This is a genomic window from Reichenbachiella sp. MSK19-1, assembly GCF_003590315.1.
Taxonomy (GTDB): domain Bacteria; phylum Bacteroidota; class Bacteroidia; order Cytophagales; family Cyclobacteriaceae; genus Reichenbachiella; species Reichenbachiella agariperforans.
The window spans coordinates 1,801,742-1,825,839 of the sequence record NZ_MIER01000002.1 but is presented as its reverse complement, the minus strand read 5'-3'; the positions used below and the strand labels follow the sequence as shown (position 1 = coordinate 1,825,839).

Below are 24,098 nucleotides of genomic sequence, written 5' to 3'. Positions count from 1 at the left end.
CATGTTTCGTACAAGGAACTAACTTAAAAAAGATAATAAAATGAATGTTTTAGCAAATAGAGAAATACAAAGAACGGCCATTCACAACATCGTGCAGTGGGTAGAAGAAATCGATCAAAGAGAAGAGATTTTGCCGTTAGGAAATCAGGATGAAATGTTGGCGTTATTAGAAAATGCCAAAGGTCAAAGACTCAACCCTGATGAGCAATATGTGGCTCAGCAGATGTTGATGAATTCGGTAGTGCACTAAGTTACAAGATTACTGACATCACACATGTAGTCACTCTAGGAGAATAAAGTGCGTTTGTCTTTCCCTAATAGGGTAGACGGACGCACTTTTTTTATACTCCTTACGAGAGAAGGTAAATCAATATAGTACTGATTTTTTGTATAGATTCGTTCTCTATTCGAACAACGATTATGTAGTTTGCTTATAGAATTGATGCCACCTAGATTTATGTTTTTTATCAAAAGAGTTGTCTTGCTTTCTCTGGTTCTTGCAGCGAGTTTTTCAAGCTATTCGCAGCGAGTTGACAAAAAGAGTGCATTACGAGATTCCTTGGATCATAAATTGGATGCCAGTGATTTTCTAATGACTGCAAACGGCTTTATTCCTTTGCTCCAATTCATCACCGAGCCGTCATTAGGGAGCTTTGGGTTGGCATTTTCTCCTATTTTTATACATCCTAATAAGTACCAAGAAAAAGGACGGTATGTCCCGCCGAATATCACAGTCGCATTTGTAGCCTATACTGCCAACCAAAGCTGGATGCTGGGAGCGATGCGTATCGCATCATTGCCTAAGTATGGACTGAAATACAGGATAGGAGCTGGGTATGGGTCGGTGAATATGGATTTTTATAGAAATGTAGGAGGGCTGGGCGATAAGAAATTCTCCTTTAATTTTAGGTCGATCCCCATTTTTGGTTCTTTGACCAAAGAAATTGGCAAAACGAATATATATGCTGGGATAGAGTATTTTTATATGGATACCGATTTGTCACCTGAGTTTGGTTTTACGAGTTTGCCAGATTTTGTGAGTGAAAAATCTTTGAAAAGTCATGTGAGCAGCCCCGGTGTGCTGGTCGAGTACGATATGCGGGATAATAGCTTCACCCCGAACAAGGGGACGATGTTGTCTTCTAATTTCCGAATCAACGCAGCATGGACAGGTAGCGATTTTGAATTTACAAATTTGGACTTCAAAGCGCTACAGTACTTTCAAACAACACCCTCACTGGTGAGTGGTTTTCGGTTCGAGAGCCAACTGCAATATGGCAAAGCACCATTTTATCTTAATCCCGGAGTTAACCTTCGAGGTGTTCCTATGGCGAGGTATCAGGGGCAGTCGGTTTACCTGCTAGAGACTGAACAGCGCTATGATTTTACGATGCGGTGGAGTGGGGTCGTTTTTACAGGAATGGCCAAGGCTGTACCCAAGGAAACGAGCTTTTCGGATGCGACATTGGTGTACAATTACGGGACAGGATTCCGTTATTTGATTGCTCGAAAATTCGGTCTGAGAATGGGGGTAGATGTTGCCGCTTCCAATGACGACTTTGGATACTACATCGTGTTTGGCTCAGCATGGAACAACAGAGGGTAGTCGGTGTGTAACTAATTTAAAAAATAATTTTCCACATAATATTATCAAAAAATGAAAACAACAATCAAATTTTTAAGTCTCATTTTGGTCATTGTTTTGACCAGTCAGATCGCATCCGCACAGGTAAAGAGTGACTATGACAAAGACGCAGATTTCTCCAAGTACAAGACCTATACCTTCGCAGGATGGGCAGAAGGTAGCGACGATAGTGTCAATGACATAGACCAGAAACGTATCCTGTCGGCCTTCAAAGCTGAACTGGATGCTAGAGGCATGACCAAAGTAGATACGGATGCCGATGCGACGATCACACTGTTTGTCTCTGTAGATCAGAAAACCAGTAAGACTGCCTATACCGACTACAATGGTGGTCTAGGCTATGGTGGTAGATGGGGGTATGGTTACGGATATGGATATGGTGGAGGGAGCTCTACGACGACTTATTCGGAGGTGGATTACAATGAGGGGACACTCGTACTCGATATGTACGATAGCGAAAGCAAATCTCTCGTATGGCAAGGAGTCGTCACTGCTGTGGTCAAAACCAAACCTGCTAAGCGTGAGAAGGATATCAAAAAGAAGATAAGTAAAATGATGAAGCAGTTTCCAATAGCTGCGTCTAAGTAGACTTCTAATTCTATTGTGTTCAAACTGCTACTAGCTTCAAGCTGGTAGTACAGGAGGTGTTTAGAAGTGTTAGAAGAAGGGCAAACTAACCAGCTATCAACTGTTTAGTTTGCCCTTTATTGTGATCAAGCCTTTCAAAAGTTGATCTCTGATAATACTGTGGTTTTGGAGTGGAGTACAAATCGAACTCAGGCAAATAGTCATGTCAACATGATCTATTATCCTGCATCAGGGGTGATCCAGTTCTCACGTCAATGGGTAGCTTTTTCAAAAGCTTGCGCAACCTTTGCTTGTTGGTTGTACGATGTTTGGTCTTTAGTTGCGCAAGCTTGACCTCTTTGTTGTACAACCATGGAGTGTTTGTTGTACAACATTTTTACATAACCCCAGTTTGATGGATCAGTTGGTAAATTTGGGGGTGGTGATATGTTGGCAGTTGGTGATATGGAATTATATATATTAGCTAAAAGGTTAGCATTAGAACTTGGTATAAGCTATTCTAGTGAATTGGATAGGTTAATAATGGCAGGTTATAATGCGGACAAGAGATATACTTCATTTTCTGAAAATGCAATGAATAACAAATATCTTATACTTGATGCTATGGATGGTTTGGCTTTAGCTGCTGGTTATCCAGTACTCTATCTTCATGAACTTATGGGGGCTCCAAATTTGAATATGATTGAAGCATTTGGCAACACGAATGAAGTTCAAAATTATACTAACGGGTCGGATTTTGCGAAGCAAGAAGTACTAAAAGGATTGATGAGAGGAGATTATTCTAGTTATGGGCATCCCAATAAAATACGTGCGAAAGGTTTAATAATTGAATAGTTATGAAAAATAGTATTGTTCTATGGGTTTTATTATTACTGAACCTTTTCCTTTTGGTATGGGGTTTTAGAACAAGAGATCAATTGAATCAGATACTTTATGTTCACGATATGATGTCACCTGGGTTAGAATTTATGATTGGGAATCAAACTTTTCCAAGTGATACCGTGAAGTCATTGGTAGAGCTGAAATCTAAATATCTTATAAGGATTGACTCTTGTAAATAATAGTAGTATGAAATTAAATAAGGTATTGTTCTACTTTCTTTTAATAGTTTGTGTAATGCAACTGAGCTTTATTTATTCTTCTAAAAGAACATATATATCGTATTTTAAAAAAATGGAAGAACTTGATAGTTTGGCTGTTAATTCAATCCCAGGACGAAGGGAGAAAGTAGATTCAATTTTTATACTTTATTCCGAAATAGATTCATTGAATAGCGTTTTAATGGAATGTGAAAACCCCACTGGCGTTGACTTGTAGCGAGTGATTGGACTTTTCAATCATTGAGTATTTAAAAGTCGTTGTATACCACTTTTAATTTTGGTATACAGATTTCTTGAAATCGGTTAAAAATCAACGAATGGAGACAATTAAGGCTGATTTCAGGTACTTATGAAAGAGTATAGAAAAAATTATTTCCTATTTAAGATGACTTGTTTCTATACTATTAGAAAAAAAAAATCATTTTATCTAAATGAAAATCGGCTTACAAAAGGACTATGCTTCAGTAGCATATTTCCATCTATATCTAATAAGATTCTTATTTTTTGATTAGACGAAATATTACTTTCATGAGACTTTAGTTCTTCAAATTTTAAATTGTAATCCTTAACCGTAGCTGCTGGGGTATCCTTAACTTCCTTAAGGTAATTTTTGTAAACGTTCTTATGGACACCAGTAATAAGTGACAATAAAAAGATCACCGTTAAGAAGTGTTTATCCTTGTTGTCTTCTTTGTAAACCAATTGCTCATGGGATCTAATAATTCTATAAATATTAATAAAACGCTTTATTGTTCTTGGGGTATTGCCAATTAAAAATGTCATTGCTTTTATATACTCCAATTCCGTTTTCGACATTCTCAAATTATAAGCTGGAACGTGGATTTCCCCTGTTGATTTATCTTTAACTTTTGGCTCCTGAACAATACTCTTTTCTATTTCTGTGTTAAGTTTTTTTTCTTTATTGGAACTTATTTTGTCATCATTTTGGTTTGGCTTTTCACTATTAATATCAACCTCTGACAAATAATCATCTGAATACTCTGCCTCCAAATTATCGATTTGTCCTTCAAGTAAATCTTCTATTAAGTTTTCAACATCATTAGATGAAGGTTCCTTTAGTTTAAATGGTATCTGAAAGATCTTTTCAAAATAGTTTTCTGTCGTACCATTTGCTCCATTACCTAGCGCTTTATATCTTGAACTAATAGCATTCATTATACATTTATCATCAACACCTACGACCACATTAAACAATGGAAAGGCCATTAATAAATGTACTGCTTGAATTACTTCAAGTACCTTTTCGTCACTACACCTATCAAGGTCATCTATGTATAAAACTATCCTTTCAAGTCTATTTGGTTTCTCAAATTGATCTTGAATAAATACTCTATCTGCATTCAGTTGTTTTTGATATTCAGATAGATCAGAATTGGAATTTATTGGATAAAACAAATCACTAAGTGTTTCAAAATCCTTTCGAATTATTGAAACAATACCCAGTCGATCTATATAGTCCTGTTGATTGATTTTTGATGAAAGAAAGTTTGCTATAGCAACTTGAGTAATATCTGTTGAAAAGGAATACTCTCTTTTAATACTTTCCTCTATCTCATTAATTATTGGATCAATCTCATTAATCTCTTTCTTAATTTCTTGCAACTCTTCATCTTCTGGCTTTTCACTCTTCAATTTTGCCATAGCATCAACCAAATCTTTTATCACCTGTTGTTTTTTATAAAAAAAATCTTTGAATGTTATTACCCCTGTTGGGATAACAATACTGGTAATATTTGCCCAAGCAGATCTAAGATATTCCGAAACATCTAACCAAAATTCTGAGATTCCATACTTTGCTAGGAAAACTACTAAAACAACTATTATTGATTTAATTACAATCTCTACGTTTCTTTTTAAGTAGCTCCAAACACTTATTTCACTTTCAATTTTTCTCTTAATAGTTATGGGAGTGAGTGTAGCTAAAAGATCTTCTGATAGTCCATTATTTGTTAAAAACTGAATTGTTTTTTTTGTGTACTGTGAAAGAAAATACTTAGCAATTTTATGGTTTTTCTCTTCTTCTAGCTCAGTCTTTATTCCTTCTAAGTAATACTTCTTTTCTCTGTAGTTGCTTAAATCACTATGAAGTAACTGTAACCTTTTAGAAAGTCGAACCTGAACTTTCAATTTTTCAATTTCGCCCTTTGTTTGATTAGTTATATACTCATTAAGTTTTTCAAATAAACTATGTGCTAATCCTGCCCATAAATTAGAGTCAAGGTATGACCAGGCGTTGAACCATATATGCGCAATACCCTCACAATATTCTTTAGCTATATGATCTCCTGAAATAGGACTACCTTTTCCATCCCAAAATGTCTGATATTTTGAAAGAGACTTTATTCTTCTTTCTAATTGCTTCATAAAAAAGCTTTTGCCTGATCCCCACTTGCCAAACAAGCCCACAGCTATTGGAGGATTAACGTTTTTATATGCAAGAAGCAATGCCAGTGACCTAACATCATTTTCAATATTCAAAAGGTCTTTATCCCCGTTTGGTGAATCGCAACTAAATCCCGATAAACTAAGGCTCGCACTAATTTGGTCATCAATAATCGGCCATATCTCCGTACTCTTAAGTAATGTTAAAAAAACCTCTTTGCTAAGTTTTTTAATAATTGTATGCTCATTACCTGATAAATCTACATCTTTTAATGACTCTAGTGGTAAAGGAGATTTTAAATTATAAACCCTCTGAATTTTGGCCTTCGGAAAATCAATAAACGAAACGTCAACTACCTTAAATATTCCAATAATAGATCTAGGGTGCTCTCTTTGACAAATCAAACCGTATTGATTTATACTAATATCGTTTAAGTCTTGATTGCTTTTTTGGAATGAAATATCAAACAAGTCGAAGTTTAAATCTTCCTTATACGTACTTGTAATCCAAAAAAAATCACTTTCTTCAATTATTGGATATAGTTCTGCCCTTGTATCCTCAAGTGTTAAAAATTGAATTTCTCTTTTTGATCCAAGTTCTGCTGAGATAATAATTGCATTAAATTCTTCAGGTTCTATTTTAGTGAGCAAAGAATCTATTTTATGCTGAAATCCGTATTTTAACAATGTAGAATTGTTCAATAGCTCACTAAAATGAGTTTTTCTATCTAGACTATAAACCTTATAAGCATATACACTAGATCCTATCACATCCACAATTCTAAGCAAAGAATGAATACATGAGTCCTGCTTACTTGCCGCTACTATCAATTCACCTTTCTTGGGTTCTATTTTAGTATCCTTTGGAAATGGCAAAATTTCTGGAGAATCTGATGGTACTTGCCCTATTCCTACTTGCGCATATGATGCCCACCAGAAATTCTGATTTTGTTGAAATCCTTTTTCGATTAGAGCTTGTGCTCCATTTGTATCCAAAAGTGGAGTCGTTTTATTTTTGTTTTTACCATCAATAGCCATATCAGATCCAATTATCTTATCTACGATATCTGGATTTTGATCAATAACTACATTAAGTATGTTATCAATTTCATTGATGTCAATTTTTTGAAACCCCTTGTTTGTCATTGATAAATTTGATACTACAATTTCTTTAGATAGAGTAGTCCAATCAATGTCTAGATTATGACCATCTTTTATATTTCCAGTTACAAATCCAAAAAATGAAATTCCAACATTCTTCTTGCCTGAAGATCCTGAGCTGATATTTCGAAACATAAATACGATATCGCCCAACTCAGTTTCTGCGATATCAGAATCATTTAAATTTCTCAGACCATTATCCCATCTTTTATGTTGAATGAAAGTTTTGGCCATATCTTTCCCTCCAACCTTTCTGGTTGCTAAATATGTACCTCTATTCCTTTTTGTAAATGGATTGGTCTTTAATTGCTTCAAGAGCTGTGATCGGCTTTTCTTTAACGGTTGATTATCTGGCATTGTTGAAATAGGAATAGTTTATTAGAAAGGCTAATTACCCAAATATTTATTATTCAATTTGACTATTTTTTTTGAGGATAACAATTTGAATTCTGAGTGACAGCGGAGAGGAATATTCAAATAGATGTATGAAATATAAAATCATCCAACTTTTTGACCTTAAAGCAAAACACCCTTTGCTCAAGTAGAACAAAGGGTGCTGTTTTGATACCTTTATCGTTACCTTTACATGCAAGTAACTGATATTCAGTATATGTTGTGGGCCCACCTGGGCTCGAACCAGGGACCACCTGATTATGAGTCAGGTGCTCTAACCAACTGAGCTATAGGCCCTTCAAAATAGTCTTTGCGACTGCCTTGAATTTGGGAGTGCAATGTTACATATTTGCCGTTTATATCACAAACATTTCCTTTGAATATCAATACAATTATTTTCGATTTGGGTGGCGTTATCATCAATCTAGATGAACAAGCCACTGTCCGGGCTTTTGCAGAACTATCTGGTAAGCCGATAGCGCAGGTAGTCGAGATGTATCAGGTCTCTGATGTGTTCAAACGCTACGAGATGGGGCTGATCTCCAGTGTGGAGTTTAGAACTGCTATCCGCCAACTGATGGAGACGGATGCGACTGACGATGTGATCGATCAGGCATGGAATGCCATGTTAGGGGAGATCCCTATGGCGAGGTTAGATTTTATGCTGCAGTTGCAAAAAGAATATAGCGTGTTGATCCTCAGTAATACCAACGAGATACATGAGACGGCGTTTAACCAGATACTTGCTGAGGTGAGTGGGAAGGCGTCTTTGCATGACTTTGCCCATGAAGTGTACTTTTCGCACCGTCTCCATCTACGCAAGCCCAATGCTGATATTTATGAAGAGGTACTGCGGCAGTCAGGCAAATCAGCGAATGAATGTATCTTCTTAGACGACAAACCTGAGAATCTGAAGGGGGCAGCCTCTGTAGGGATTCATACGATGCATATCACTACTCCAGATCATATTTTTCAACTTACCGACCATGTTTAATACAGAAGGCAAGAAGCAAACTTATATTCAGATTGGACTCTTTGTTCTGACACTAATCACCACGACAATATCAGGTGCGGAGTGGATGAGTGGCAAGTCGCTACTCTATGGAGAAGAGACTGTAGGATGGGCTGAGTTTATGGATGGTTTTTCGTTCTCTTTGACCTTTCTACTGATACTGTCGGTACATGAGTTTGGACATTATTTTATGGCGCAGTATCACAAAGTGAAAGTAACGCTGCCTTATTATATACCGTTTTGGTTGGGGTTCATGGGGAGTCCATCCATTGGTACGATGGGGGCATTTATCAAGATCAAGGAGCGGGTAGAAAGTCGAAAGAAGTATTTCGATATAGGAATTGCTGGGCCATTGGCCGGTTTTGTGGTTGCATTTTTTGTGCTATGGTATGGGTTCTCGAATCTACCAAGTATGGATTATCTCTATGATATTCATCCCGAGTATGAGCAGTGGGGGGCTGATTACCCAGCACATGCCTATCAGGAAGAAGGGATGATGGTCATGGTCTTGGGACCGAATTTGTTGTTTTCCTTTTTTGAGGAGTATGTCGTGTCAGATGTGAGTTTGATCCCTCACAGTTACGAGTTGATTCATTATCCGTTTTTGTTTGCGGGTTATTTGGCACTGTTTTTTACCGCGTTGAACCTTTTGCCTATAGGTCAGCTCGATGGTGGACATATCATGTATGGGTTGATCGGGTCTAAAAATCATCGTCTTTTTTCCAAAATCTTCTTTTTGTGCTTTGTGTATTACGCAGGACTGGGGTTGATGAGCCCCTTTGATGTGTCAGCTTGGATGATCGATGAGCTGATCTATTTCGGGTTTTTATATCTGTGTTTGCACAAGTTTACCGAGAGGAAAACAGATCGTGTGATGTATGCACTTGGGGTGTTTGCGGCACAGCTACTGACCGTATATTTCTACCCTATGGTAGAAGGCTATGCGGGTTGGTTGTTGTTTTCATTTGTCTTAGGGCGAGTGATTGGGATCTATCATCCACCTGTATTGATTGATCGGCCTTTGGATGTGAAACGCAAAATACTAGGCTGGATAGCTATCTTGGTGTTTATATTGTGTTTTAGTCCAAAACCATTCGATATCATCGAACCTCAGCGCAAGGAGGTCAAGTCAGACACACCGAGCATTCTGTCTTTGACGAATCCTTCTCCGTATTTGACACGAATGGCCATTCCATACTCTCTTGCTCGTGCTTCGAGCAGTTCCATGAACTCAGGAGAAGAAATGAGCGTGTTGGATGCTCCGGCCGATGGATTAAAAAACTGAGATTGGTACGCACGTACTGCTTCCATTCTTTTGGTCCAGTAGTTTGATACATCTACGACAAAGTCCGGGTGATGGTAGTCCGTCTGGATGTAGTGGTAGAGGTTATCTGCACGCCAAATCTCTTGAGTTTCACCTTCAAGTATCGTTTCTACTTTTTTTAGTCCTGCGATGAACAGGGCTTTCTTGACGATAGCAGCAGCTTTGCCATGATCAGGATGTCTATCCGATATCGAGTTGGCGAGAATGATACTCGGTTGGTACTTGCGTATCATTTTGACTACTTCAAGCACATGCGCATCGTTATTCTCAAAATACACATCTTTGAAACCTAGGTTCTCTCTGGCAGTCAGGTGCAATATCTGTGCAGCAGCGGCGGCTTCTTGGTCTCTGATCTCGGGGGTACCTCGAGTACCCATTTCCCCTCTGGTAAAATCAACGATACCAGTCTTCTTACCTTGTGCGGCTAATGATAGGAGGGTGCCACCGCAAGAGAGTTCGATATCGTCTGGGTGGGCAGCGAATGCTAATACGTCTAATTTCATAAGACTAAGTTATGTGTACAAGTTAGGTGATTCGGATTCTTTGTCCGATACGTAGAATTGAATTTCTACGAATTCCGTTAAGCCTACAGATCGTGCTGATCGATACACCGTAGCGATAGCTGATATAGCTCAGTGTATCTCCACTGCGTACGCGGTGATACCTTACTTTTCTGGCTTCTTTGAGATAGGAAAAGGTTGAAGCGTTGATTTCTAACTCTGGACTGATCAAAGCATTGTTGTCAAAATCAAAGACGTCTGTAGGCTTGATGGCATTGCCTTGGTAGCGTACCTCGAAGTGAAGGTGAGGGCCAGAGCTGCGTCCTGTACTACCACCTAGGCCGAGCACATCACCTGCTTTGAGAATGTCACCGGGTTCTACGAGTTGTTTGCTGAGGTGACCGTACAGGGTCTCTAGGCCGTTGTAGTGACGGACGAGGATATAGTAGCCATAGCCATAGCGATCGTAGCGCGCCAGTCTGACGATTCCGTCAAAAGCCACATGTACTGAGTCGCCAACATTGAGCCGGATATCGTCCCCATAGTGCCATTTCCATCTGCGTAGACCGAATGGGGAGGTGATGGTCATTTGCTCTAGTGGCATAGACCAGTCCAGTGATGGATTGGCATAGGTGAGAGGTAGTTTGACTGTATCGGAGAAATTCTCTCCATCGAGATCGTAAGGGTTGATTTTGTTAGAGCTCCAGATGCTGTAATATTCACGGATCGTAACCCAGACTGAGTCGATGTAGAGTTGCTCTGAGACCTCCACTGGTGAATCATAGAAGAGGATGATTTGTCCAGTATCTATATCAGCCCTCATCTCTTCTTCTAATATGCGCTGTTCTTCCCATGCGAGACTGTCTAGGTAGGAGTCATCGATGGTAAACATGTTGTCATCGATGACCTGAATGGTGTCGGGTGCTACTGCGCTTTCTATCTTTTTATTCTTGAAATGAAAAAAATCCTTTAGTCTTTTTTCTTGACTAAAGGATTTAGATGGTATCATTAAGAATAGAAAGAAGCCTATTGCTATACTTCTCTTCATGCTGCGAATGTACTAAGACTATTTTGCTAGTTCAAATTCTTTGGCCGCCAAGAAGCGCTCAGCATCTAGGGCACCCATACAGCCTGTACCTGCTGCTGTAACTGCTTGTCTATAAACCTTGTCCGCTGCATCACCTGTTACGAATACTCCTTCGATTTTGGTTTTGCTCGTACCTGGCTCGACAATCAGATAGCCTGCTTCGTCCGTATCGAGGTATTCTTTGAATATGTCAGTATTAGGTTTATGTCCGATAGCGACAAAAAATCCGCTAAGTGGAATTTCCTTTTTCTCTCCTGTGATATTGTTAACCACACGCATGCCTTCTACTTCGTCTTTTCCTAAGATTTCGTCTGTAGAGGTGTTCCAGAGGATCTCGATGTTTGGGGTGTTTTTGACACGCTCTTGCATGATCTGTGACGCTCTCATTTCGTCTCTACGCACGAGTAGGTAGACTTTTGGACAGATATTAGCGAGGTAAGTTGCTTCTTCTGCAGCAGTGTCTCCACCACCTACTACGGCTACTTCTTTTCCTTTGTAGAAGAAGCCATCACATACGGCACATGCAGATACACCTACGTTCATGAGTCTTTTCTCAGAGGGTAGACCGAGGTACTGCGCACTTGCTCCTGTAGAGATAATAACTGCTTCAGCTGTGATTTCGTGCTTCTCGTCCACGATCACTTTGTGCGGGTAGGATGAGAAATCTACTGATGTCGCTAGTCCGAATCTGATATCAGTTCCGAAACGTTCCGCTTGCTTTTGCAAGTCGGTCATCATAGCTGGGCCATTGATTCCGTCTGGGTATCCTGGGAAGTTCTCCACATCGTTGGTCGTAGTGAGCTGTCCACCTGGCTCGCCTCCTGTATACAATACTGGATTTAAACCTGCTCTAGATGCATATATGGCTGCTGTATATCCTGCAGGTCCTGATCCTATGATTAGTACTTTTATTTTTTCCTCTGTCATTTTTACAAATCTTGAATTGTCCGTTTGTGATGAACGCAAATATAGAATGGGTGTTCACCATATGCAGAACAATTCTCATCAAAAATAGTTTAGAGGAGATCGAAAAATTTGATGAGCCTACCCAAGGAAAACTTTAAGGTTTTGTGTTTTGGTCGTGTGACGTAGTCTTCTGATGGCTTTTTCTTTGATTTGCCTCACACGTTCACGGGTCAGCTCTATTCGGTAGCCTATCTCGTCCAGTGTCAAGGGATGCCCGTCTTCTAACCCGAAATAGTATTTGATGACCTGAGATTCTCTATGTGTGAGGGTAGAGAGGACGCGCTTTACTTCACTCTTCAACGAGTCGTTTTCTAGTTCATCGTCTGGTTCTTTGCTGGCAGTATCTGGCATCACATCTAGTAGGCTGCCTTCTTCGCCTTGAGAGAAGGGGGCATCCATGGAAATGTGTCTACTGGAATTTTTGGTGGCTAAGATCACCTCATCGAGTGTGATCTCTAGCATGTCTGCTATCTCTTCGTGCGTAGGCTCTCGTTCGAACTGCTGCTCTAGTACCGCAAATGCTTTGGTGATTTTGGAGATGGAGCCGACACGGTTTTGCGGAAGGCGCACGATTCGCGCTTGCTCGGCCAGTGCCTGTAGTACGGATTGACGTATCCACCAGACGGCATAGGAGATGAATTTGAACCCACGTGTTTCATCAAATCGCTGAGCTGCTTTGATCAATCCTAGGTTGCCTTCATTGATTAGATCACTGAGTGTTAGCCCTTGGTTTTGGTACTGTTTGGCTACAGAAATGACGAACCTGAGGTTGGCTTTGATCAGGCGTTCTAATGCGATCTGATCGCCTGCCTTGATCTTTTGGGCCAGTAATACTTCCTGTTCGGCAGTGATGAGCTCTACCTTACTGATTTCATGGAGGTACTTTTCTAGAGAGGGACTCTCACGGTTGGTGATTTGCTTTGTGATTTTAAGTTGACGCATCTATGCTGGTTTTGATGATTTGAAACTTATTGACCAAACAATTCTCTTCGTAATATAATAAATTCTCTCAGGCGTAAATGTATGAGTTTTAATAAATTATAATCGATAGAAGGAAGTTCAATAAATTATCTGTGTGTAGACAGAGAAAAGAGGTTAGATTAGATATTGAAATGATGCAAAATCGCATATCAACCCAATGTTGGTCAGGGCAGCTGTGTTCAAAACGGATTGGGCGTAGGATGGTAGAGATTGTTAGAAATATTTGTGAACCGTTGGAAGAGATTTGCCCACGAATTGTATTTGCCTGTGTGACTATTGTTTTTTCAAAATATATTTTGTCCAATTAATGCCAAATTGATAACCTGACTGTGCTTTATCTTGAACTAAGGACAGAAAGGCATTTAAACCAATTTGGTTAGTATTATTAATTCTATACTTAGGAGAAAATGCAATGCCGTAATTAAAAAATATTTCCTTGTTTGAATATTCTCGTTCAAATCCTATTTTTTCATTGACTAAAGTTCCCTTTGTTATAGCAATGCTCAAACCAATGGGTATTTCAAGATTAAACTGAAACTTGTTGAAATTTAAAGAATAACCTGCGACTAAATTTGGCAATACTCTCATATCCACATCATTTTTAAGATAAGCTTCACTAGTTGATTCCCCTTTGAAGTCAAAATAACTGGTTAGAGAAGCTCCTAAAGTGAAGTAGTTTTTTCTTTGTGATAAAGGCACTGTAAATTCACCATAGCCACCATAATAAACAGTTTCATTACCCGCAACAATAAATCCTATTTCAATTGAATTAGAATTTTGAATTTCTTTTTGTGCATATACATTACTCAATACTAATGTGCATAATGCCAAAAATATACTGTACGTTTTAATTTGTAAATACATAATTTAATCCATTCTTAAATCCAATTGTAGCGGTACCCGAATGCCCATGTTTTTCTATAAATTCCGTGTTCATTAGAAGATGAGAATAAGACCTGTTTTTTAATCTATCATTCATTTCATCAAATGAGCCAAGGTTAATGCCGCCTTCCAATGTTCCCATTCCTGAATAGTATTTTACATCTAAGTCAGAATGATTTAGGGAATAATTCTCTTCGTATTCAAAAATAACTCCTGAATCAAACCAAAAGGAACAACCAACAGAAATGAATTTATTGAAAGGATTGTCAATTCTGTTTTGAAACATCACATAATTGGTAAAAAGCCCTCCAAAGGAATTTCCAATTAAGGTTTTTGTGTTTAATGTATCTATGCTGTATCTGGACTCAAGCTCTGGTATTAGTTCATTTTTTAAAAAAGCATAAAAATTTTCAGCCCCTCCTTTGCCATGTTCATATTTTGTAGGGGTATAGTCCCGATTTCTTTCTCCTGAATTCCCAATAGCTATAAAAATACAGGGGGGAATACTTCCATTCTGCGACTTTTCAGAAATAATATTTGCTATATCGTCAAACCTAAACTCACCATCAAGCGCTATTATTAGTTCATTTGGCTCGTAGGGATTATAATTCGAGGGTAAAAAAACAAAAATTGGATAATCATCATTTATAATTGATGACTTCATTGTGAATTCTTCTGTTTTACCTGAAATATCTAATTCTTCTTTCTCACAGCTAAAAAGTGAAAAAGAACAAGTTATCATTAAAAAAAGAGCTCTCATTTTGTTTAATTGACGTTTTTGAGTTTTTGCTAACGACCAGATAAGCTCAGTGAGCATATCTTTTCCAAATGCTTCTAAAGTTACTGTTTTGCACTAAAATTTGCTCATTGAGCCTATCATTTGTATGGACTCAGTATGTGCATGAGTTAACAAAGTTAACACGAAAGTTCCAGCGGGTGGAAGTCCCTTACGAGCGGGTTCGTCGCTCGAATCGTTAGCAAGTCGCAAGGTTGGATACCGTGAGGTGTTGACCGCACCCCGTTCTGCAATGGGGTAGGCGATTTAATCACGTCTGAATTCGTGAAGGAATCCCAATCTTGGGATAGCCTTCATTTAGGAAGACAAGATAGCCAGCCTGTAGGGTAGGGATTGAGAACCGCTTGTCTGACGAAGAAAGGATCTGGTGGTGTGAGAGGCGCACTGGCGGTCATTTGACCGTCAGCCGTCTACTCGATTAGCAAAAGTTATTGGATAAATTCTTCGATTAGATGATGTTTACTTGGGTGAACGAAGAAACAATTCCTAACCCCATTGTCTTTGTCTCTAGTTATAGATGTTACTTTTTTTAATCCTGATTCAGTATGATTATAGAAATCATAATTATACTGATTAAATATAGATTCAAGTTCAGGTTCAATAGTATCAAAAAGGGTTTCACAAATAATTATGGGTTTCATTTGTTTTAAGATAACATCTGCATGATTTAAAATTAAATGTTCTGTCCCCTCAGTATCCATCTTCACCAAATCAATATTTCCATGATTGTTATTGGAAACATATTTATTAAAAGTCTGTGTCTTTACATTTACAGGAACAAAGTTACGTCCTTCGGTCTTGCTGCCAGCATTGCTTTCTCCCGCTAAATTGTGTTCAAGGTAAGTGTATTTCTTATTTTTAATTTCGAAGAATGTTATACTTCCATTCTTATCAGATAAAGCTATATCTTCTACTGTTATATTTTTAAAATTGTTAATGTCAACGTTCTTTTTCAAATAGTATAATGGACCACTTGCTGGTTCAAATGCAACCACTTTAATATTTGGGTTTTCCATTTCGGCAAGCAATGAATAATAGCCAATATTTGAACCAATATCATAAAAAACACCTATTTTCTTTATGAGTTCTATGAAGATATCTGTGTATTCAAAATTTAGATAATCTTCCCAAAATATTAGTTGGGTAAGATAATTCGTCTGATTTGTTTTAATCTTTAAATTTTTTCCCTCTTTATTTTTTAACGTTAAAATTCCTGAGGGTGGAATTTTTATTTTTTCAGGAAATACTGGGTAAAAAGCCTTATTTATATTTCTTAATACTGAATTAACAGTTGGATGATATATTACTTTGTAGAATATTTGTCTCATATCGTATTTTCAATTTTTGCTAACGTCTGTGTAGGACGATGTGCCCTCACAGCTTGATTAAGGCAGAAAGATAGCCGATCCGTGCACAACCACAAAAGCTTGTTTAGCCATTAACCGTGAGGTGTTGACCGAACCCCGTTCTGTAACGGGCAGGCTATTTAATCACGTCTGAATTCGTGAAGGAATCCCAATCTTGGGATAGTCTTCATTTAGGAAGACAAGATAGCAAGTCTGATTGGATGAACTGGGGCGGAGCGTAAAGAAAATGTCTGTTAGACATTTTTAGCGAGGAGCCGGCCTGTAGGGTAGGGATTGATAATCTTCCTGCTTTTAACTAACCTAAAAGTGCCTCATGCTGAATGTAGAAAAGCGCATAGCAAATGCTTAAAAAAAGCGTCCTCGTTACAAACGAGGACGAGTTGGGCTTAGCGCCTGTTATATTCCTTTCAGTTTGTTCGGGTTCTGAGCAGTGTGAAAGATACGAGAGATGGTTATTTTGTCCTTTGAAAGTCGATAAATGATCTTGTAGCTCCAACGATTTTGGCATATGAGTTCCCACGTTCTTCAGAGATGTATTTAACGATTCTTTCGAATTGGTCGAGAGAGGTCTTAGTCCAAACTACTTTACCCATTGGTTGAGTCGTTCCTTGACCTCCGAAGTTGTGAATACCCTATTCGCTTGCTCATCTTGTTCGGACTTTTCAATGTCTGCCAGCAAAGCAAGTTGTTCGTACACGTCTTCTAATGTTGAGTCAGGAGTCAGTTGCCCCGCTATGGTGTTCAGATGTTCCTTGAGATTGTCCATATATCAAATTTAGCAAATCTGCTTGTTAATTCCCACGACATTTTGCGACTGGACGAGTGGAATATAACGACCAGCTATGATGAGTGGGGATTAGAAAGTACTAACCTTTCGAGTTCCTCACCGCCACAGCAGCTTTTATCAAATATATTACTTGTGGCGGACTTTCCAATCCCCACAATAGAATCCTGACCGATGAAACTCCATTCATTCATAGCGTTTGTGTGTGCCCAGTATGTGCATGTGTTAACAAAGTTAACACGAAAGTTCCAGCGGGTGGAAGTTCCTTACGAGCGGGTTCGTAGCCCGAATCGTTAGCAAGTCGCAAGGTTGGATGCCGTGAGGTGTTGACCGCACCCCATTCTGCAACGGGGCAAGCGATTTAATCACGTCTGAATTCGTGTAGGAATCCCAAGATTGGGATAGCCTTCATTTAGGAAGACAAGATAGCAAGTCTGATTGGATGAACTGGGGCGGAGCGTAAAGAAAATGTCTGTTAGCTATTTTTAGCGAGGAGCCGGCCTGTAGGGTAGGGATTGATAATCTTCCTGCTTTTAACTACCCTAAAAGTGCCTCATGCTGAATGTAGAAAAGCGCATTGCAAATGCTTAAAAAAAGCGTCCTCGTTACAAACGAGGACGAGTTGGTTTTACCAGTTTTATTGTTATCCATTCATGTGGTTCGGGTTCAAAATCCCCTTCGAAGACCACATTACGAATGTTCAGCATGTTCATATTTCTGAGTTGTTCTACCTCTGAGTTTGGAATGGTGTCTTGGTCAACAATCACATACGTTGGAGTTCCGTTGGTTTCGTTCGATCGAACGGTTTCGATGAGCTGTTCGATTGACTTCTTACGAAATTCAATAATTTCCTCGTCGGAGTAGTTATCATTTTCCCATTCGTAGATGTCAGCGTTGTTAACCTCGTTCTGAAACTTACGCTGGGAGCGGTTATAACTCCAATCAACCCAGACAAGCATCAAAACCCAGAGTAATATGCCAACGACTATTGAATAAAGCCGTTCCTTATGCATCCTCAGAAAACCTTCCTTTTTTAGACTCCAACCTCCAAATACAATTGTGTACGGCCATCTGATAGCCATCCAAAAAAGATCGTACCAACCAAAACTCTCTATGGCTCTTGTGGCCATTTCGATTTTATGTTCAGCGTGTAATTGTTTCTTCCACTCGGTTACCTTTTTCTGTTGCAGTTCCTCCGAAACACCTCTGTTCGAAAGTTCACATTGAGCCTGTTCAACGGCAGATGCATTCCAGTCTTCGGGAAAGTTGGCGATTTCAATTAGTTCGTCCGTACTTCGAGAGGCTATGGGAGGATCAAATTTCAATTTTGTGATTCAGTTTCGGTTACAAGATAGACAAATCTCTGATTTGCGCTATCCCTTTTGATTCATAGGGCAAATCTGAGATATGGCGGAGTTTCAGAATGCAGAGAACTTTCATTCACAACTGAATCGCCATGATTTGATCACAGAATGTATGTGCCCAGTATGTGCATGTGTTAGCAAAGTTAACACGAAAGTTCCAGAGGGTGAAAGTCCCTTACGAGCGGGTTCGTAGCTCGAATCGTTAGCAAGTCGCAAGGTCGGATACTGTGAGGTGTTGACCGACCCCCGTTCTGAAACGGGCAGGCTATTTAATCACATCTGAATTCGTGAAGGAATCCCAATATAGGGATAGCCTTCATTTAGGAAGACAAGACAGCAAGTCTGATTGGATGAACTGGGGCGGAGCGTAAAGAAAATGTCTGTTAGCTATTTTTAGCGAGGAGCCGGCCTGTAGGGTAGGGATTGATAATCTTCCTGCTTTTAACTACCCTAAAAGTGCCTCATGCTGAATGTAGAAAAGCGCATTGCAAATGCTTAAAAAAAGCGTCCTCGTTACAAACGAGCACGAGTTGGGCTTAGCGCCTGTTATATTCCTTTCAGTTTGTTCGGGTTCTGAGCAGTGTGAAAGATACGAGAGATGGTTATTTTGTCCTTTGAAAGTCGATAAATGATCTTGTAGCTCCAAGCCACAAGAAATCTGTATTCAGATTTCTTGTGTTGAAGTAAAGGTTCCTTGGATCCAAGTTCAGGAAAGTCCTCAAGTTGTTCAGTTCGCTCAATTATTCGAGCTCCAACGATTTTGGCATATGAGTTCCCACGTTCTTCAGAGATGTATTTAACGATTCTTTCGAATTGGTCGAGAGAGGTCTTAGTCCAAACTACTTTACCCATTGGTTGAGTCGTTCCTTGACCTCCGAAGTTGTGAATACCCTATTCGCTTGCTCATCTTGTTCGGACTTTTCAATGTCTGCCAGCAAAGCAAGTTGTTCGTACACGTCTTCTAATGTTGAGTCAGGAGTCAGTTGCCCCGCTATGGTGTTCAGATGTTCCTTGAGATTGTCCATATATCAAATTTAGCAAATCTGCTTGTTAATTCCCACGACATTTTGCGACTGGACGAGTGGAATATAACGACCAGCTATGATGAGTGGGGATTAGAAAGTACTAACCTTTCGAGTTCCTCACCGCCACAGCAGCTTTTATCAAATATATTACTTGTGGCGGACTTTCCAATCCCCACGAAAATATCCTGACCGATGAAACTCCATTCATTCATAGCGTTTGTGTGTGCCCAGTATGTGCATGTGTTAACAAAGTTAACACGAAAGTTCCAGCGGGTGAAAATCTCTTACGAGCGGGTTCGTAGCCCGAATCGTTAGCAAGTCGCAAGGTCGGATACTGTGAGGTGTTGACCGACCCCCGTTCTGAAACGGGCAGGCGATTTAATCACGTCTAAATCCGTGAAGGATCCCAATATTGGGATAGCCTTCATTTAGGGAGACAAGACAGAAAGTCTGATTGGATGAACCGCCCAGTACAGCCTGTCCCGTACTTGATACGGGAAGAACCGTACGATGGGTGGTGTGAGAGGCGCACTGGCGGTCATTTGACCGTCAGCCGTCTACTCGATTGTGCTTAGTTTTCATTTGTTCTTCTTAATAAATTTTTGTCTTCTTCATTAAACGGTCCCCATATTCCATCATTTTTTGAATAGTTGCCTTTTGCGACTTTTTCAGAGTAATGATTTATTATCGATTTAATCCATGTTGAAACTTCAATTTCATTCCAAGATTGATCGAGAATTATAATTTGACCTATTCTATTTATGTTCGGATTTTTCGATAAATATCCGTCTTGATCTAAACCAATTACATATTCGCCTATGTTTTTACAATTTTGAATTGTTAAGTTTTTAGGTGCATTGTAAGTAATAAGTGATTCTAGGAAATTTTCAAAGTCGACTGATTCACAATTTATTTCATTTTGTCCTCCATACAAATATGGAATTGTCAATCCTGATTTATTAGCATTTCTTAAATATTGCTTTAGTAATTGATACCAATAAGGAATCAATTTATTTTGGAAGAGATATTCATGAGAATACTGTTTTCTTTTATCAGTTTTAAAAGCTGATCGAACATACTTCTTCATATCCAGCTCACAAGCACCAAATTCATTATAATTAATTCTTGCTTGAATCAATGACACTCTATTCGCACCTCCTTCATAATATGGTTCTTCAAATTGTACTGGGTCGTCTTCCCAGTAGCAAATAGGACAAATTGAATATTCCATTCTCTCCTTTGAGATGAATGTTGAGAATCCACAGCATGGGCAATATTCGTCTTTTTCTATTCGCAATTCTTTTTATTTAATGTGCTGTAACACTTCGCTATACGCAATTGCGTATATATATTATTGGTATCAACACTATGTCAGTCATTGATATCCCCAAGAATACCCCTTAGCCCTGATAGATACAAGCAAGCGGGTCTCTAAGATCAAAGTGCAGCCTGTATATACCTAGATACAGGGGGCAGTGCAGTGTGTCGGGATTTGTTCCTGATGTCATCGGGAAGGAAACCGTGATGCTAAATACTGTCCTGCAGGCTGCAGAAAGGGGCTGGTTTTGTCTTTTCAAAAACCCGCGCAGGTTTGACTCAAAGTCTGCACGGGTTTGACCTAAAGTCTGCGCAGATTCGGAGCAAAGTCTGCGCAGGTTTGATCTAAAGTCTGCGCGGGTTCGGAGCAAAATCTGCGCAGGTTCAGAGCAAAGTCTGCGCGGGTTTTCTAGCAAACCTGTACAGGTTTAGCATAAAGTCACAGCAGGTTTGTGGCAAAGTATCAGTAGGTTTTTGGTAAAGCTTCAGTAGGTTTGGGACAAAGTCTGCGCAGACAGATCAAAGTGAGGCGTATCTATAAAAATCGGAGATGATATTATACGCTTAGGTAGTCAATGCGGTAGGGAAAATAGTCCGCTTGATAAAAGCGGGGCAAACGGATTGTTTCTCTATGGGGGCTAATCATTGACCTAGGGAATCAGAACCCAAAGCCTAGACGAATGCCATGTGCTTCGTGATGGCCGTCGATGAAGGAGCTAAAGTAGTCTATGCGCATGAGTTTGAAGATATGTTCTACGCCAAAGCCCATTTCGAGATAGTTGTCGATAGCGTCTGTGTATAGATAGTGCAGTGAGGCTACGGCCTGCACTTTCGTTTTCCTGATGAGGGGTAGTTTGTTAAACATGAATCCGTTGAAATGGTGCACCAGATGTCCTTCTGCCCAGTGCTGATCTGTACTGTAGTAGTAGTAGTCTAGCAACTGGAAATACCCCTCGTCATACCGTGCCAGTACCGAGGCATTGGTGTTGAAGTGTTGATAATCCATGAATTCCATGTTTTTACGATTCAGGAATGCTCCCGCTCCCAGTCGATAGGTACTGGTTCCGAACAGTCCCATGGATATGTCATCTTCCACTTCTAGTTCTAGTTTGTCATAGTCTATATCTGCACCTAGTGTCGCTATGCCTTTGGTGTAGGTGATGTTGAGTTTGGGATACTTGTTCTCTACGATGATCTTTTTGTCTGGCAGAGAGATATATTTCTGTCCAAAACGTATGGCTGCCCCTAGTTGAATCTGCAATGCACTGTGGTCTTCGAAACTCGTATCTACCACTTTGATATGGTCGGGTGTGTTCGAGGTGAAATCTCTGCTGTCTCTGTAAAAGAAAGAATAATCTGTCTCATTGTGGAGCTGGTGACGATGACTGTAACTCAGGGCAGGTTTTAGCATGATGCCATTGGTGATTTCCCGTTGGTAGCCCAGGGCGAGGTAGGTTCTTTCATACAGCTTCATGTAGTTACGCCTGTCCAGTAGGGTCTCTAGTGTATTGATGAAAGGACTGATCGGGTCATCAGGGTTGAACTGCTTGACGAACTGTCCGCCGCTGATAGTCACTGTTTCAAAATTGCGGTGGTTTAGGTAGTGCCTGTATTCCATCTGTCCATAAAACCGATGGCTGGCTATGCCATAGCGTAGGTGTGTCGTGACCCGGTTGACCTTGTTGTCATCGTGTGACTGAGTGTATTGTATGCCGAGGTTAAAGAGTAAGCCTTCTACGGTGTTGTACTGCAAGGTCTGGATGATAGACGGGATGGAGAGCGTATATTCTTGATAGCTATTTTGATACTGATAGCCAGAGTAGAGGATGTTGCCGATACTTATTTTGTTTTGGATTTGGTCTGTGGAGTCTTTGTAGGCTTTGGCGTTTTTGATGACAGCTATGCTGTCTTTGATATAGTAGTCTTTTTTCTCGATGGTAGTCAGTGGGATAGGGCGCATTTTGTCCCAGTATGCATCGCTGCGTTCGTTAGAGCCTTCTTCTATTTTGAGTATTTCGTTTTTGATGTCTTTTTTGTCAATGGACGTGTAGGAGAGCTGTGGATTGGGTGCTTTGACGCCAGAGGTATCGATAGTCTCTGTGTTAGATGAGGTGAGGTCGTAGTACTCGGGATTGAGTTCGATCAGGTAATCGGAATAGGTCGCGGAGAAGTAACCCGATCCTTTGAATCCAAACGTGTTGAGATAGAACTCAAAATTCTGAGACAGCATCACCCATGTACTGTCTGCGACGGGCGCATGAACCTGCGTCACGGTGAGTTCGTCTAGAAATTCGAGCTGGTGATCCTTGGTCAGGGTCAGATCAAAACTGGTGACTCTCCATAGGTCTTCGAGGATGTATAGATGCCCCTCAAAGGTTGGGTCAGTTTTTCGCTTGGGATAGACACGGATTTTGTTGATGAGGTAGTTGCCTTCTGTGATGACACCTTCCAGTTTATAATCATAGAAAAACAGTGCGTTCTTGGCCAGTGGCGATACATAGCCCCGCTCGGTGATGCCTTCGACCTTCAAGAGGTCATCATAGATAGAATACAATGTCTGAGAGGCTTGATTAAAGCTAAAGCTTGACTGGTTGCCACTGACTTTGGAGGAGATCATTCGTTCTTTGACTTTGTCGGGACGATGAAAAGTCAGTTCGGATACAGATTCGGATAAGTAAACGATCCCCGTGTCGATGGGGACTTCCACGCCCAGTATGCGGTCAGGGCGTTCGTCGAGTCTTTGCAGTCCTTTCATATAGACTTGACACTGGTAGGCGTTGATCTCTTCTCTAAATTGCTTTTTGTGATCGATCGTTTGTTGGACGATGGCATAGGCCGGGTCTTTGGACTGGGCATTGACGATGACCTCTCTGAGTTGTAGGGTCTCAGGTTGGAGTTGGATATTGAGTTGGACGTTGGCTTGCCCCACGGTGATCGACCGTTTTTGTTTGAGGTAACCGACATACTGAAATACCAAGTTGTAGTTGCCAGGGTTTAGGTTCAGGGCGTAATCCCCTTCGATATTGGTCGTGGTGCCGAGGGTAGTGCCTTCCACATAGAGCGTGGCATAGGAGAGTGGGTTGTCGTTTTCATCTGTGACCTTTCCTTTGACTTGAGCCGCATGAGCGAGCTGAGCCCCTAGCAGGAAGCTGACCCAGCAGCCAATTGAGAGGATGAAATGTAAGCGGTGTTTTCTGAACAAGGATGAAGCAGTTAGGCTGATGGTGTAATTAATTGAAGGCTAAAGATAATGGATCAATTTGGAATTGAAATGGACTGAAAAACATTCATTATACTAAGTAGCATGAATAATATAAACCCGTATGAACAGATTATGGATTGTGTGAAAAAATGGAGATATTGAAAAAGGAGACGCTAATGGTTTGTTTCTATGCTCTCAACA

The 24,098-nt window shown here is 40.0% G+C and carries 20 protein-coding genes, 1 tRNA gene and 1 pseudogene; 6 read left to right on the top strand and 16 right to left on the bottom strand.

What is annotated here, in order from left to right:
* Window positions 1-40: 40 nt before the first annotated feature.
* The 4 genes from BGP76_RS07475 to BGP76_RS07460 all read left to right on the top strand — a co-directional run bounded on the left by BGP76_RS07475 (window position 41) and on the right by BGP76_RS07460 (window position 3,067).
* Window positions 41-250 (top strand): hypothetical protein, encoded by a 210-nt coding sequence (locus BGP76_RS07475; protein WP_073123467.1) that lies wholly within the window; start codon window positions 41-43, stop codon window positions 248-250.
* 207 nt (window positions 251-457) lie between these two features.
* Window positions 458-1,606 carry a BamA/TamA family outer membrane protein gene (locus BGP76_RS07470; protein ID WP_119844155.1) on the top strand — a complete coding sequence of 383 codons (1,149 nt, stop codon included), beginning with the start codon at window positions 458-460 and terminating at the stop codon, window positions 1,604-1,606.
* Between the two features lie 51 nt (window positions 1,607-1,657).
* The gene (locus BGP76_RS07465; RefSeq protein ID WP_073123463.1) at window positions 1,658-2,233 is read left to right on the top strand and encodes a DUF4136 domain-containing protein; all 576 of its coding nucleotides are present in this window, start codon (window positions 1,658-1,660) and stop codon (window positions 2,231-2,233) included.
* A 444-nt stretch (window positions 2,234-2,677) separates the two neighbouring features.
* Window positions 2,678-3,067, top strand: coding sequence for a hypothetical protein (locus BGP76_RS07460; protein WP_147407405.1), 390 nt, complete (start codon window positions 2,678-2,680; stop codon window positions 3,065-3,067).
* A 689-nt stretch (window positions 3,068-3,756) separates the two neighbouring features.
* Here the strand turns inward: BGP76_RS07460 and BGP76_RS07450 are convergent.
* The gene (locus BGP76_RS07450) at window positions 3,757-7,254 is read right to left on the bottom strand and encodes a P-loop NTPase fold protein (RefSeq protein ID WP_119844152.1); all 3,498 of its coding nucleotides are present in this window, start codon (window positions 7,252-7,254) and stop codon (window positions 3,757-3,759) included.
* A gap of 259 nt (window positions 7,255-7,513) precedes the next feature.
* A tRNA-Ile gene (locus tag BGP76_RS07445) sits at window positions 7,514-7,587 on the bottom strand.
* Window positions 7,588-7,666: 79 nt separating this feature from the next.
* On the opposite strand from BGP76_RS07445, the gene BGP76_RS07440 reads away from it, so the two are divergent.
* On the top strand, window positions 7,667-8,284 hold the full coding sequence (locus tag BGP76_RS07440) for an HAD family phosphatase (RefSeq protein ID WP_158584120.1): 618 nt from the start codon (window positions 7,667-7,669) through the stop codon (window positions 8,282-8,284).
* Window positions 8,277-9,014 (top strand): annotated as a pseudogene (locus BGP76_RS07435) (site-2 protease family protein); the annotation flags it as partial. The gene BGP76_RS07440 and the pseudogene BGP76_RS07435, both read left to right, overlap by 8 nt.
* A 398-nt stretch (window positions 9,015-9,412) precedes the next feature.
* On the opposite strand, the gene bshB1 reads toward BGP76_RS07435, so the two are convergent.
* The 14 genes from bshB1 to BGP76_RS07370 all read right to left on the bottom strand — a co-directional run bounded on the left by bshB1 (window position 9,413) and on the right by BGP76_RS07370 (window position 23,897).
* On the bottom strand, window positions 9,413-10,129 hold the full coding sequence (gene bshB1, locus BGP76_RS07430) for a bacillithiol biosynthesis deacetylase BshB1 (RefSeq protein ID WP_119844151.1): 717 nt from the start codon (window positions 10,127-10,129) through the stop codon (window positions 9,413-9,415).
* Window positions 10,130-10,151: 22 nt separating this feature from the next.
* On the bottom strand, window positions 10,152-11,174 hold the full coding sequence (locus BGP76_RS07425) for a peptidoglycan DD-metalloendopeptidase family protein (RefSeq protein WP_255416076.1): 1,023 nt from the start codon (window positions 11,172-11,174) through the stop codon (window positions 10,152-10,154).
* 18 nt (window positions 11,175-11,192) lie between these two features.
* On the bottom strand, window positions 11,193-12,140 hold the full coding sequence (gene trxB, locus BGP76_RS07420; RefSeq protein ID WP_119844150.1) for a thioredoxin-disulfide reductase: 948 nt from the start codon (window positions 12,138-12,140) through the stop codon (window positions 11,193-11,195).
* Between the two features lie 117 nt (window positions 12,141-12,257).
* Window positions 12,258-13,121: an RNA polymerase sigma factor RpoD/SigA gene (locus tag BGP76_RS07415; protein ID WP_073123453.1), complete on the bottom strand. Its 864-nt coding sequence runs from the start codon at window positions 13,119-13,121 to the stop codon at window positions 12,258-12,260.
* 312 nt (window positions 13,122-13,433) lie between these two features.
* The gene (locus BGP76_RS07410) at window positions 13,434-14,024 is read right to left on the bottom strand and encodes a hypothetical protein (protein ID WP_119844149.1); all 591 of its coding nucleotides are present in this window, start codon (window positions 14,022-14,024) and stop codon (window positions 13,434-13,436) included.
* Entirely contained in the window at window positions 14,008-14,802 is a 795-nt protein-coding gene (locus tag BGP76_RS07405) for an alpha/beta hydrolase (protein WP_119844344.1), read from the bottom strand. Before BGP76_RS07405 ends, BGP76_RS07410 begins: the two co-directional genes overlap by 17 nt.
* A 464-nt stretch (window positions 14,803-15,266) precedes the next feature.
* Entirely contained in the window at window positions 15,267-16,166 is a 900-nt protein-coding gene (locus BGP76_RS07400; RefSeq protein ID WP_119844148.1) for an FkbM family methyltransferase, read from the bottom strand.
* A gap of 619 nt (window positions 16,167-16,785) precedes the next feature.
* The gene (locus BGP76_RS07395; protein ID WP_073123424.1) at window positions 16,786-16,971 is read right to left on the bottom strand and encodes a hypothetical protein; all 186 of its coding nucleotides are present in this window, start codon (window positions 16,969-16,971) and stop codon (window positions 16,786-16,788) included.
* A 623-nt stretch (window positions 16,972-17,594) separates the two neighbouring features.
* A complete protein-coding gene (locus BGP76_RS07390) occupies window positions 17,595-18,314 on the bottom strand; it encodes a hypothetical protein (protein ID WP_073123404.1) in 720 nt (239 codons plus the stop codon).
* Between the two features lie 585 nt (window positions 18,315-18,899).
* On the bottom strand, window positions 18,900-19,205 hold the full coding sequence (locus BGP76_RS20605; RefSeq protein ID WP_119844343.1) for a type II toxin-antitoxin system RelE/ParE family toxin: 306 nt from the start codon (window positions 19,203-19,205) through the stop codon (window positions 18,900-18,902).
* Entirely contained in the window at window positions 19,193-19,378 is a 186-nt protein-coding gene (locus BGP76_RS07380) for a hypothetical protein (protein ID WP_073123424.1), read from the bottom strand. The genes BGP76_RS20605 and BGP76_RS07380 overlap by 13 nt, the downstream gene beginning before the upstream one ends.
* Window positions 19,379-19,949: 571 nt before the next feature.
* Complete coding sequence (locus BGP76_RS07375; RefSeq protein WP_221409853.1) at window positions 19,950-20,675, bottom strand: CPCC family cysteine-rich protein; 726 nt, start codon at window positions 20,673-20,675, stop codon at window positions 19,950-19,952.
* A gap of 103 nt (window positions 20,676-20,778) precedes the next feature.
* Window positions 20,779-21,111, bottom strand: coding sequence for a hypothetical protein (locus BGP76_RS20155; RefSeq protein ID WP_147407404.1), 333 nt, complete (start codon window positions 21,109-21,111; stop codon window positions 20,779-20,781).
* 242 nt (window positions 21,112-21,353) lie between these two features.
* Window positions 21,354-23,897 carry a DUF5686 and carboxypeptidase regulatory-like domain-containing protein gene (locus BGP76_RS07370; RefSeq protein ID WP_158584118.1) on the bottom strand — a complete coding sequence of 848 codons (2,544 nt, stop codon included), beginning with the start codon at window positions 23,895-23,897 and terminating at the stop codon, window positions 21,354-21,356.
* Window positions 23,898-24,098: the final 201 nt, after the last annotated feature.

What these genes read in the sequence shown, in the direction of transcription:
- BGP76_RS07475 (WP_073123467.1), top strand. Translation starts at nt 41, where the DNA reads ATGAATGTTTTAGCAAATAGAGAAATACAAAGAACGGCCATTCACAAC.
- BGP76_RS07470 (WP_119844155.1), top strand. Translation starts at nt 458, where the DNA reads ATGTTTTTTATCAAAAGAGTTGTCTTGCTTTCTCTGGTTCTTGCAGCG.
- BGP76_RS07465 (WP_073123463.1), top strand. Translation starts at nt 1,658, where the DNA reads ATGAAAACAACAATCAAATTTTTAAGTCTCATTTTGGTCATTGTTTTG.
- BGP76_RS07460 (WP_147407405.1), top strand. Translation starts at nt 2,678, where the DNA reads ATGGAATTATATATATTAGCTAAAAGGTTAGCATTAGAACTTGGTATA.
- BGP76_RS07450 (WP_119844152.1), bottom strand. Translation starts at nt 7,254, where the DNA reads ATGCCAGATAATCAACCGTTAAAGAAAAGCCGATCACAGCTCTTGAAG.
- bshB1 (WP_119844151.1), bottom strand. Translation starts at nt 10,129, where the DNA reads ATGAAATTAGACGTATTAGCATTCGCTGCCCACCCAGACGATATCGAA.
- BGP76_RS07425 (WP_255416076.1), bottom strand. Translation starts at nt 11,174, where the DNA reads ATGAAGAGAAGTATAGCAATAGGCTTCTTTCTATTCTTAATGATACCA.
- trxB (WP_119844150.1), bottom strand. Translation starts at nt 12,140, where the DNA reads ATGACAGAGGAAAAAATAAAAGTACTAATCATAGGATCAGGACCTGCA.
- BGP76_RS07415 (WP_073123453.1), bottom strand. Translation starts at nt 13,121, where the DNA reads ATGCGTCAACTTAAAATCACAAAGCAAATCACCAACCGTGAGAGTCCC.
- BGP76_RS07410 (WP_119844149.1), bottom strand. Translation starts at nt 14,024, where the DNA reads ATGTATTTACAAATTAAAACGTACAGTATATTTTTGGCATTATGCACA.
- BGP76_RS07405 (WP_119844344.1), bottom strand. Translation starts at nt 14,802, where the DNA reads ATGAGAGCTCTTTTTTTAATGATAACTTGTTCTTTTTCACTTTTTAGC.
- BGP76_RS07400 (WP_119844148.1), bottom strand. Translation starts at nt 16,166, where the DNA reads ATGAGACAAATATTCTACAAAGTAATATATCATCCAACTGTTAATTCA.
- BGP76_RS07395 (WP_073123424.1), bottom strand. Translation starts at nt 16,971, where the DNA reads ATGGACAATCTCAAGGAACATCTGAACACCATAGCGGGGCAACTGACT.
- BGP76_RS20605 (WP_119844343.1), bottom strand. Translation starts at nt 19,205, where the DNA reads ATGGGTAAAGTAGTTTGGACTAAGACCTCTCTCGACCAATTCGAAAGA.
- BGP76_RS07380 (WP_073123424.1), bottom strand. Translation starts at nt 19,378, where the DNA reads ATGGACAATCTCAAGGAACATCTGAACACCATAGCGGGGCAACTGACT.